We start from the raw sequence: 10,622 nt of genomic DNA on the forward strand, positions 1-10,622 counted from the left end.
GGCCGCGCGCGCTTCGGCGGCCTCGCGTTCGCGGCGCTGCCGCGCGAGCCGGCGGTCGTGGCGTTCGCGCGCGGCGTCGGCCTGTTCCTGCGACCACGCGTCCCAGCCGGTGCGGTCGCCGGTGACGGGCACCATCGCGATGCAGTCCACCGGGCACGGCGGCACGCACAGGTCGCAGCCGGTGCACAGCGATTCGACGATCGTGTGCATCTGCTTCGGCGCGCCGACGATCGCATCGACCGGGCACGCCTGCATGCACAGCGTGCAGCCGATGCACAGGTTTTCGTCGATGAACGCGACGGCGCGCGGATGCTCGGTGCCGTTGACGGGGTTCAGCGGGATCACGGGCTTGCCGAGCAGTTTCGCGAGGCGCGCGATGCCTTCGGCGCCGCCGGGCGGGCACTGGTTGTAGTTCGCGTCGCCGGCGGCGATCGCGTCGGCGTACGGACGGCAGCCGTCATAGCCGCACTTCGTGCATTGCGTCTGGGGAAGCAGATCTTCTATGCGATCCGCGAGGGTCTTGGAATCGGTCACGGTGACAACGGGCGCAGCAGCGCCGAATGGCTCTCGGCCGCGTCGCACGTGGCCGGAAAGGTTTGCCAAACCTCGATTATCGCCGATTTCCCGCATTGCGCTGGACGCCGTCTATGCGCATAATCGAACCGCTTTTTTGCAGGGGCTCAGCAGTAGGGCGGCCGCGCGCGGCGCGTCCGTTCCACGGCGGCCGGCGCCGAGGCGGTGGGGGTACCGGTCCGGATCACGCGGCTCACATAGCAAAACGCCACCATGAATCAGCCAAAAATCAAAAGAGATCCTGAAGGTACACGCCGCCGCATCCTGATGGCGGCGGCCGAAGAGTTCGCGAATGGAGGGCTGTTCGGCGCACGCGTCGATCAGATCGCGCGGCGCGCCGAGACCAACGAGCGCATGCTCTATTACTACTTCGGCAGCAAGGAGCAGCTGTTTACGGCCGTGCTCGAACACGCGTTCTCCGCGCTCACCGAGGCCGAGCGCGTGCTCGATCTCGATGGCGTCGCGCCGGTCGAAGCCGTCACGCGGCTCGCGCATTTCGTGTGGGACTACTACCGCGACCACCCGGAACTGCTGCGGCTCATCAACAACGAGAACCTGCACGAAGCGCGCTATCTGCACAAGTCGACGCGGATCCGCGAGATGATGTCGCCGATCGTCGCGACGCTCGGCAACGTGCTGATGCGCGGCCAGAAGGCCGGCCTGTTCCGCGGCGACGTCGATCCGCTGCGCTTCTACGTGACGCTGTCGGGGCTCGGCTATTACATCGTGTCGAACCGCTTCACGCTCGCCGCGACGCTCGGCCGCGACTTCAGCGAAGCCGACGAGCGCGCGGAGATGGTCAGGATGAACACCGAGGTGCTGCTCGCGTATCTGCTGCGGCGCTGAGCCGGCACATTCGCGAACCAATGCGCCGCGTGCTCGCGGCCGCCCGATAGACAAACGCCGCCGTGCGCAAGAACGGCGGCGTTTTTGCGTCGGAACGCAATGCGTCAGGCGGCCTTGCGCGCCCGCACGGGCTTCGCGCGCGCACTGCCTGCGCGTTTCGCGCTCGGCGCGGCCTTCGACGCCGGCGCTCTCGCCGGTGCGACCGTCACGGCCGGCGCTTTCGCGCGCGTGCGTTTCGCGGCAGTCGCGCGCGCCGTCGTTTCGGGCTGCGGCGTGGCGGCCGGCACGGCGCCGATCGCGGTCGCGTCCTGCGCATCGGGAGGCAGCTTCGCGGTGCCGTTCTTCGGCTCCGCCGCGTGCTCGCGGATGAAGTCGCGCAGTTGCGGGTAGATGATCGTGCGCCAGCGGCGGCCCGAGAAGATCCCGTAGTGACCGCACTTCTCGGCGGTCAGGCTGCGGCGGTCGTCCTGCGGGATGCCCGTGCACAGCTCGTGCGCGACGTGTGTCTGGCCGCTGCCCGAGATGTCGTCGAGTTCGCCCTCGATCGTCATCAGCGCGGTGTGCTTGATGTCCTGCGGCCGCACGCGCTCGCCGTCGACATCCCATGTGCCTTCCGCGAGCCGGAATTCCTGGAACACGACGCGGATCGTCTCGAGGTAATACTCGGCGGCCATGTCGAGCACCGCGTTGTATTCGTCGTAGAAGCGGCGGTGTGCCTCGGCGTCGTCTTCGTCGCCGCGCAGCAGGCTCTGGTAGAAATCCCAGTGCGACTGCGCGTGGCGTTCCGGGTTCATCGCGACGAAGCCCGTGTGCTGCAGGAAGCCCGGATACACCTGACGGCCTTCGCCCGGATAGTTCGCGGGCACCGTATGGATCACGTTGTTCTCGAACCAGGCGGTCGAATGTTGCGTGGCCAACGAATTCACCGACGTCGGGCTGCGGCGCGCATCGATCGGCCCGCCCATCATCGTCATCGTGAGCGGCGTGTCCTCGCCGCGGCTCGCCATCAGCGAGATCGCCGCGAGCACCGGCACCGTCGGCTGGCACACCGAGATCACGTGCAGGTTGCGCGCGCCGATGTGGCGGATGAATTCCTGGATGTACGCGATGTAGTCGTGCAGGTGGAACGGGCCGACCTCGACCGGCACCATCCGCGCGTCGATCCAGTCGGTGATGTACACCTTGTGATCCTGCAGCAGCGTACGCACGGTGTCGCGCAGCAGCGTCGAGTGGTGGCCCGACAGCGGCGCGCAAACCAGTACCACCGGCTCGTCCTTCAGTTGCGTGACGGCATCGGCATCGTCCGAATAGCGCTTGAAGCGCAGCAGGCGGCAGAACGGCTTCTCGATGATCGTCTGCTCGACGATCGGGATGTTGTGACCATCCTTGACGATCTGATGAATGTTGAATTCGGGCTTCTCGTAGTCCTTGCCGAGCCGGTACATCAGTTCGTACGCGGCGGCCATCCGCGTCGCGCCGGGCATCAGCGAGAATGGACTGGACGGATTGGCGAACGACTTGGAAGCGGCCTGGGCCCAGGCCGTGAGCGGGCTCAGCATGGCCCGCTGGAATTCGTGCAATTGGTAAAGCATGCAGACAACTCCCGCGTGGGGGACGGTGCGGGCGGCGTCGGGCGTCGCGGCGTGCCGTGTGGGTCAGCGCCCGGCCATGTTGCAGTGCGGCCGGACAATCGAGTCGATCATATCGGACAACGATGGGTGTTGCAATGCAACATTTCCCCGATTTTTCATCAAACTTTTGCGAATTGACGTTCTCTGAAAAAGCATGTCCGTCATGCCGTCGCCACGCGGTCAGCGCCCCGTCGCCACAGCCGGCGCCGGCTGGCCGGCCGCGCGCGCCATCGCCTCTTCGTGGTGCATCAGATTCATCGCGGTATGCACGAGCGCCACGTGCGAGAACGCCTGCGGGAAATTGCCGACGAGCCGGCCGTCCACCGGATCGTATTCCTCGGCGAGCAGACCCAGATCGTTCGACAGCGCGAGCAGGCGGCTGAACAGCCGGTGCGCGTCGTCGATCCGGCCGAGCAGCGCGTAGCTGTCGACGAGCCAGAAGCTGCACGCGAGAAACGTGCCTTCGCCGGGCGGCAGGCCGTCGTCGTATTCGGTCGTGCGGTAGCGCATCACGAGCCCGTCGTGCAGCAATTCGCGTTCGACCGCGTCGATCGTGCCGACGATGCGCGGGTCTTCGGGCGGCAGGAAGCCGAGCTGCGGCAGCAGCAGCACGCTCGCGTCGAGTTCGTCGCTGCCGTAACTCTGCGCGAATGCCTGTTTGCCTTCGTGCCACGCGTTGGCGCAGACGTCCGCGTGGATCCGGTCGCGCAGCGCGCGCCAGCGGTCCAGCGAGCCGGGCAGCCGGAACATCTCGGCCGATTTGATCGCGCGATCGAACGCGACCCACGCCATCACCTTCGAGAACGTGAAATGGCGGCGGCCGCCGCGCGTTTCCCAGATGCCTTCGTCGGGCTCCTGCCAGATCTTCTCGAGATGGTCGAGCAGCGAGCACTGCACGGACCACACGGTGTCGTCGGCCTGCAGGCCGCCCACCCGCGCGAGGTGCAGCGCGGCCATCACTTCGCCGAACACGTCGAGTTGCAACTGGTTCGCGGCGCCGTTGCCGATGCGCACCGGTTTCGAATCCTGGTAGCCGGGCAGCCAGTCGAGCTCCATTTCCGGCAGGCGGCGCTCGCCGGCGATCCCGTACATGATCTGGATCTGCTCGGGCGAGCCGGCCATCACGCGGCCGAGCCACGTGCGCCACGCGCGCGCCTCGTCGTAGTAGCCGCCGCGCATCAGCGCGAGCAGCGTGATCGTCGCGTCGCGCAGCCAGCAGTAGCGGTAGTCCCAGTTCCGGTTGCCGCCGATCTTTTCGGGCAGCGACGTGGTCGGCGCGGCGACGATCCCGCCGGTCGGCTCGTACGCGAGCGCCTTCAGCGTGATCAGCGAGCGCCGCACGGCGGCCGCGTAGCGGCCCTGCACCTGGCAGCGCCCCGACCATTCGAGCCAGTAGTTCTCGGTGCGCGCGAGCATCGACAGCGGATCGCGCGCGGGCGGCAGCCGCAGGTGCGACGCCGCGTAGCCGAGCGAGAACGGCACGCGCTCGTCGGCGTTCACGGTGAATTCGGCGAGCGTATGCAGATTCTTGCCGGTGAGCGGCACCGGTGTGCGCAGCACGACCGTATCGGGACCGGCGATTGCTTTCATCCCGTTTTCACGCGACAGCTGCGTGACCCACGGAATCGAGAAACCGTAGTCGAAGCGCAACACGAGTTCCATGCGCATCCTCATCGTGCCGTGCCGGCCGACGACGATCCGCACGAATTCCGACCAGCCGTTGCCGGGCGGCATGAAGTCGATCACGGTAACGGCGCCGTCGGCGCTTTCGTAGTCGGTTTCGAGGATCAGCGTGTCGCCGCGATAGCGGCGTGTCGTGTGCGTGATCGCGACGTCGGCGGCCGGCGCGAGCAGCCAGCGGCCGTGCTCGGGCGTGCCGACGAGCGCCGCGAAACAGGCGCCCGAATCGAAGCGGGGCCAGCACAGCCAGTCGACGGAGCCATCTCTGGAAACCAGCGCGGCCGTGTGGCCGTCGCCGACGAGGGCGTAGTCTTCGATCAGGGCAGGCATGGGGCAAGCGGTCCTTGGGTTATTCGAGTTCACAGTGCAGGCTGCGGCGCCCGGCTTCACGCGCCGGCGCCGCTCCCCGTATACTCGGCTCGGCCGGGCGGAGCGCATGAACGGCCGGCGTTTCGTCCTATCTCAACACTTGAAGCGACTCGATGCAAGGAGGATTCAATGCCCAACCGTTTACGCGAGCATGACGCGCGCGCCGTGACACGAGGGTTCCCGCTTAGGCTCGCTCACTGGATGAAAGGTTTCGCGATCGTCCTTTCGCTATCCGCGACCCATGCATTCGCGCAACAAGCGCCGGCACCGGCCGACGGCGTGTACAACCTGCTCGTCGGCACCTATACGGGACACGGCAGCGACGGAATCTACGTGTACCGTTTCGATACGAAAACGGGCAGCGTCGCGCCCGTGTCGTCGGCGAAGACGGTGAATCCGTCCTATCTGTTGCCGAGCCGCGACGGTCGCACCGTCTATGCGGTCAACGAACTGCCCGGCGACAACGGGCCGGCCACGCAGCGCGGCGGCATCAGCGCGTTCGGCTTCGACGCGAAGACGGGCACGCTGACGTTCATCGACCGCGTGTCGTCGGAAGGGAACGACCCCTGCTATCTCGCGCTGTCGCCGGACGGCAAGTACCTCGTCACCGCGAACTACTCGGTCGCGGCCGATCCGGGCGGCAGCTTCGCGGTGTTCCCGATCCGGGACGGCGGCGCCGCCGGCTCGGCCGTGCTGACCGTGCATCACGAAGGCACGGGGCCGGTGAAGGGGCGCCAGGACGGCGCGCACGTGCATTCGACCGTGTTCTCGCCGGATGGCCGATACCTGTTCGTGCAGGACCTCGGCGCCGACAAGATCTACGGCTATCGCTACACGGTCGACGGCAGCCGCGGGCTGATCAGCCCGACCGACACGCGCTACACGCCGGTGAAGGCCGGTTCGGGCCCGCGTCACATGGTGTTCAGCGCCGACGGCCGGTTCGCGTACGTGACGAGCGAGCTGAATGCGTCGGTCGAAGTGTTCGGCTATCGGGACGGCAAGCTGACGCCGCTCCAGACGCTGCCGATGACGGTGCCGGGCTTCAAGGGCAAGGTCGGCGGCGGCGCGATCCACCTGTCGCCGGACGGCCGCTTCCTGTACGCGAGCAACCGCGGCGACGCGAACGAGATCGTGATCTATGCGGTGAACCAGGCCGACGGCCGGCTGAAGACGGCTGGCCGCCAGTCGAGCCTCGGCAAGACGCCGCGCGAATTCCTGATCGATCCGACCGGCAAGTGGCTGATCGTCGGCAACCAGGACAGCGACACGTTCTACGTGTTCGGCCGCGATGTGGAATCGGGGCAGCTTGCGCCGAATCCGCAGAAGGTGGCGGTCGGCAGCCCGGTGGATTTCAAGCTCGTACCGGTCGTGCAGTAACGCGCGGCCGATTGGCGGTCGATGCAAGAAGGGCGCTGCCGATGCAGCTCCCTTCGCATTTCCGGCGGCCGCTGGCGCGGCGCGCTCCGGATCGATGCCGGCGGCCATGCGGCCGCGATGCTCAGTCGGCCGCGGCCGGCACGAGCACCTCGCGGCTGCCGTTGATGCCCATCGGCGACACGAGGCCGGCCGCTTCCATCTGTTCGACGAGGCGCGCGGCGCGGTTGTAGCCGATGCGCAACTGGCGCTGCACCGACGAGATCGACGCGCGCCGCGTGCGCACGACGAACGCGACCGCCTCGTCGTACAGCGGATCGGCTTCCGCATCCGGCGCATCGCCGAACAGGTCTTGCGTCGCGCCGTCCGCGGCCGGGCCGTCGAGAATGCCTTCCTCGTACTGCGGCTCGCCGAACTGCTTCAGATATTCGACGATCCGATGCACTTCCTCGTCGGCGACGAACGCGCCGTGCACGCGCTGCGGGTAGCCGGTGCCCGGCGGCAGGAACAGCATGTCGCCCTGGCCGAGCAGCGATTCGGCGCCCATCTGGTCGAGGATCGTGCGCGAATCGATCTTCGACGACACCTGGAACGCGACACGCGTCGGGATGTTCGCCTTGATCAGGCCGGTGATCACGTCGACGGACGGGCGCTGCGTCGCGAGGATCAGGTGGATGCCGGCCGCGCGCGCCTTCTGCGCGAGACGGGCGATCAGCTCCTCGATCTTCTTGCCGGCGACCATCATCAGGTCGGCCAGCTCGTCGATCACGACGACGATCAGCGGCAGCTTCGACAGCGGCTCGGGATCGTCGGGCGTCAGCGAGAACGGGTTGCCGATCTTCTTTTCCTTCGCCTCGGCGTCGCGGATCTTCTGGTTGAAGCCCGCGAGATTGCGCACGCCGACGGCCGACATCAGCCGGTAGCGTTTCTCCATTTCGCCGACGCACCAGTTCAGCGCGTTCGCCGCGAGCTTCATGTCGGTGACGACCGGCGCGAGCAGGTGCGGGATCCCTTCGTAGACGGACAGCTCGAGCATCTTCGGGTCGATCATGATCAGCCGCACGTCTTCGGGCGTCGCCTTGTACAGCAGCGACAGGATCATCGCGTTGATCGCGACCGACTTGCCGGAGCCCGTCGTGCCGGCGACGAGCATGTGCGGCGCCTTCGCGAGATCGGTGACGACCGGGTGGCCGGTGATGTCCTTGCCCATCGCGATCGTCAGTTGCGACGCCGAGTGCTGGTACTGGCGCGATTCGAGAATTTCCGACAGCCGGATCATCTGGCGCTTCGCGTTCGGCAGTTCGAGGCCCATGCAGGTCTTGCCGGGGATCGTCTCGACGACGCGGATCGACGTGAGGCCGAGGCCGCGCGACAGATCCTTCATCAGGCCGACGATCTGGCTGCCGCGCACGCCGAGCGCGGGCTCGATCTCGAAGCGCGTGATCACCGGGCCCGCCGACGCGCCGACCACCGTCACCGGCACCTTGAACTCCTGCAGCCGCTGTTCGATCACCTGGGCCGTTTGGGCGAGATGTTCGTCGGTGATCGGTTCGACTTCGTCGGACGCGGGCTCGAGCAGGTCGAGCGTCGGCAGTTCGACGTTGAACGACGCGGGCGCGTGGAATTCGAACGCGTTCGGGCGCGGCTGGCGCGCGGGTGCGGAGGCCGTGTCGGCGGCCGGGGCTGCGGGTTCGGCCGCTGGCGGCAGCGTTGCGGCCGGGAGTGGGGCTGACGCGGCGGGCGGCAGGGCCGTGGTGTCGATGGGCGCGGACGTCGTGCCGACGGCAGGCGTGGACCAGCCTGCCGGCGAAGCAGCGGGTGCCTGCGGCGTGGCGAAAGACTGAGCCTGCGGCGCCGGCACTGGCGCGATCGACGGGGCGGCGGTGACGGCATCGACCGGCGTCGGCGCGGCCGACACGGGCGGCAACGTCGATACCGGCGGGGTGGAGGACGCGGGGGCCGTCAGCGATGTGGTCGATGCCGGCGATGTGGGGGGCGAGGCAAAGGTGCTCGTGGTGGCCGCCGGCGTTGTGCCGAAGGTTGCGGGCGAAGCGGTTCCGGTGGTGTTCGTCGACGCGAACGCGTTGAAGGACGGTGGCAAAGCCGTGACCGTGGCAGGCGCGGCAGCGGTTGCCGCCTGCGCTGCTCCAGTCGACGTGGCGGGCGTACCGATCGGCGAAGCGGCGGATGCGAGGTTCGACGGTGCAGTCGACGGCGTGAGCAGTGCGCTCGATGTCGCAGTGAAAGCGGTGCCCGACTGCGCAGACGTCGCCGCCGTGGCGCGCGATTCCGGCGTGTTCGGCGCGCTCGGCGCCCGGTGCGATTCGGATGCGCTGAAAGTCGTGGCGGCCGCTGCGGGCGCCGCGGCTGTCGCGATGGCGGCAGGCTGCGTAGCGGTCGGGCTCGAGGCGCCCGTTGCGAACGTCGCGGCAGCTACGGACGGAGCCGGAGCCGCTGCATGAGACTGCGTCGTGATCGGGCTGGAAGCGCTGGCAGCGGAAGTCGGCGCTGAAGTCGGCGCTGAAGTCGGCGCGGATGCGACCGGCTCGGCAACGAAAGGTTGCGCGGCGGTAGTGCTAGACGCGACGCTCGTCACGGACACCGGAGTGGCGCCCGTCTTCGCAGCGCCTGGAGCGGCAAAAGCCTGAACGTCGGCCATGCCCGGCGTCCCAGTCACTGTCGTAGAAAGGGATTTTGCTGGTGCCGCCGCAGACGCAGACGGCTGCGCTATGGACGGCACGGACGCGCCGGCCGATGCCGACGGGGCAGACGCCCCGGATGCGGGCGGTGGTGTGACTGCGGCGAATGCCGGGCTCGTAGCGTTGACCGCAGGCGATGCGCCGGCCGGCATGCGATGGCCGGAATCGTACGCGTTCCCCGGCGATGTCGTCGAGGCAGGCGTTCCGGATGCCGGCGGCGGCGTGACCGCGCCGGATGCAGGGCGCACCGCGTCGCTCGCTGGCGACGCAGCCGGCGCAGCGGACGTTGCCGACGCGCTTGCCGGTGCCGGTGATGTCGCGCGTTGCACGTCTGCTGGCACTGGCGCGGTTTCGCCGGCGTGCGTTACTGCTGCGCTGGGGACCGTTCCAGGCAGGGTGCCGGCTGGTGCGGGATTCGACGCGGCCAGTGCTGCAGTCGGGACTGCGGCGACGGGCGTCGCATCGGCAACCGTACGCGCGGGCGTTGCGGTCGTCGACGAAGCGGGGAGGGGAGCAGTCGGCGCTGCATGCTCGACAGGTTTCGCGCCGCCCGGGATTTCATCCGTGCTTCCCGACGTGCTGGCCGACGCGAAGGCATCGGCAGACTGAGCCGATTGCGACTCGCTCTTGCCGGCGATGCCGACGGGCGTTGCCGTTTCGTTTGCGTCGATGGCACGACCGGAATCGCCTGTCGCCGATGTGACCGCGATCGAAAGCGGTTCGACTGCAGTGCGTGCAGTTGCTGGCTCGCTCACTTCGGACAGCGACACACCCACCGATCGCTCATGCGACGCATCGAGGCCGCCAATCGGGTGGCTGACGGCGTCTTCCCACGGTGCAGGATCGATCGCGGCGTCGATTGCCGGCGTGGCAGTTGCAACGGCGTTCGCGTGACGCGTCGCCGCATCGGTTTGGCTGCCGAGATCTGGCGTCGCGTGCCGCGCGGCGTCGTCGACCGCGGACGTGCCGCTATCGAAAACCGGAGCGCGTACGCGTGGCTCGGCCGGCATGAACGCGTCGAGAACGATCGGTTCGTCGTCGTATGCCGGCGATGCGGTTGCGTGCCGCGTGTCCGGGTGGCCGCCCGCATCGCGCGGCGCGACCGGAGCAGCACTGGGACCGGCCGCAGCCGGCATGGCCGTCGATGCCGACGCGGCCGCACTGCCTGCGCCCGCCGCCGCCCCGGCCACGGTCGCTGCGGCAGCAGCCCCAGCCGCCGTCTGCGTTCGATCCGTCGATCGCGCGCCATCCAGCGCCGCCCACTGCGCGGTACTGGCTTCGATCGAGCGCAGCGTGTCGTGCACGCTCGGCGCCGGCGTGATCGGTTCGGCCGGTTGTTGTACCCACGCATAGAGCGGTGCGCGGGCGGGGGCCGGCGGTGCGGGGCGGCGACGTGCCGCGTCCTGCGACTGGCCGGTGGCGCCGGTTCCCGTCACCGGCCGGGCCGGCG

At 68.4% G+C, this 10,622-nt stretch carries 6 protein-coding genes; 2 read left to right on the plus strand and 4 right to left on the minus strand.

Features of this window, described 5'->3' with window-relative positions; translation table 11 throughout:
• Positions 1–630: electron transport complex subunit RsxB (gene rsxB, locus BSE24067_RS31735; protein ID WP_174904990.1), on the minus strand; the 630-nt coding region annotated here is incomplete at its 3' end.
• A gap of 156 nt (positions 631–786) precedes the next feature.
• Here rsxB and BSE24067_RS31740 point away from each other — a divergent pair.
• The gene (locus tag BSE24067_RS31740) at positions 787–1,419 is read left to right on the plus strand and encodes a TetR/AcrR family transcriptional regulator (RefSeq protein WP_151068429.1); all 633 of its coding nucleotides are present in this window, start codon (positions 787–789) and stop codon (positions 1,417–1,419) included.
• A gap of 104 nt (positions 1,420–1,523) precedes the next feature.
• Here the strand turns inward: BSE24067_RS31740 and BSE24067_RS31745 are convergent, their stop codons facing one another.
• Positions 1,524–3,011 (minus strand): polyhydroxyalkanoate depolymerase, encoded by a 1,488-nt coding sequence (locus BSE24067_RS31745; RefSeq protein WP_151068430.1) that lies wholly within the window; start codon positions 3,009–3,011, stop codon positions 1,524–1,526.
• A 219-nt stretch (positions 3,012–3,230) separates the two neighbouring features.
• Positions 3,231–5,060 (minus strand): glycoside hydrolase family 15 protein, encoded by a 1,830-nt coding sequence (locus tag BSE24067_RS31750; protein WP_151068431.1) that lies wholly within the window; start codon positions 5,058–5,060, stop codon positions 3,231–3,233.
• 168 nt (positions 5,061–5,228) lie between these two features.
• On the opposite strand from BSE24067_RS31750, the gene BSE24067_RS31755 reads away from it, so the two are divergent.
• Complete coding sequence (locus tag BSE24067_RS31755; protein WP_151068432.1) at positions 5,229–6,476, plus strand: lactonase family protein; 1,248 nt, start codon at positions 5,229–5,231, stop codon at positions 6,474–6,476.
• Between the two features lie 121 nt (positions 6,477–6,597).
• Here BSE24067_RS31755 and BSE24067_RS32715 read toward each other — a convergent pair.
• On the minus strand, positions 6,598–10,622 hold a 4,025-nt coding region (locus tag BSE24067_RS32715), incomplete at its 5' end, for a DNA translocase FtsK (RefSeq protein WP_254600370.1).

Source organism: Burkholderia latens (assembly GCF_902499045.1).
Classification (GTDB): Bacteria; Pseudomonadota; Gammaproteobacteria; order Burkholderiales; family Burkholderiaceae; genus Burkholderia; species Burkholderia latens.

Coding starts and splice junctions, on each gene's coding strand:
- BSE24067_RS31740 (WP_151068429.1), top strand. CDS start 787: ATGAATCAGCCAAAAATCAAAAGAGATCCTGAAGGTACACGCCGCCGC.
- BSE24067_RS31745 (WP_151068430.1), bottom strand. CDS start 3,011: ATGCTTTACCAATTGCACGAATTCCAGCGGGCCATGCTGAGCCCGCTC.
- BSE24067_RS31750 (WP_151068431.1), bottom strand. CDS start 5,060: ATGCCTGCCCTGATCGAAGACTACGCCCTCGTCGGCGACGGCCACACG.
- BSE24067_RS31755 (WP_151068432.1), top strand. CDS start 5,229: ATGCCCAACCGTTTACGCGAGCATGACGCGCGCGCCGTGACACGAGGG.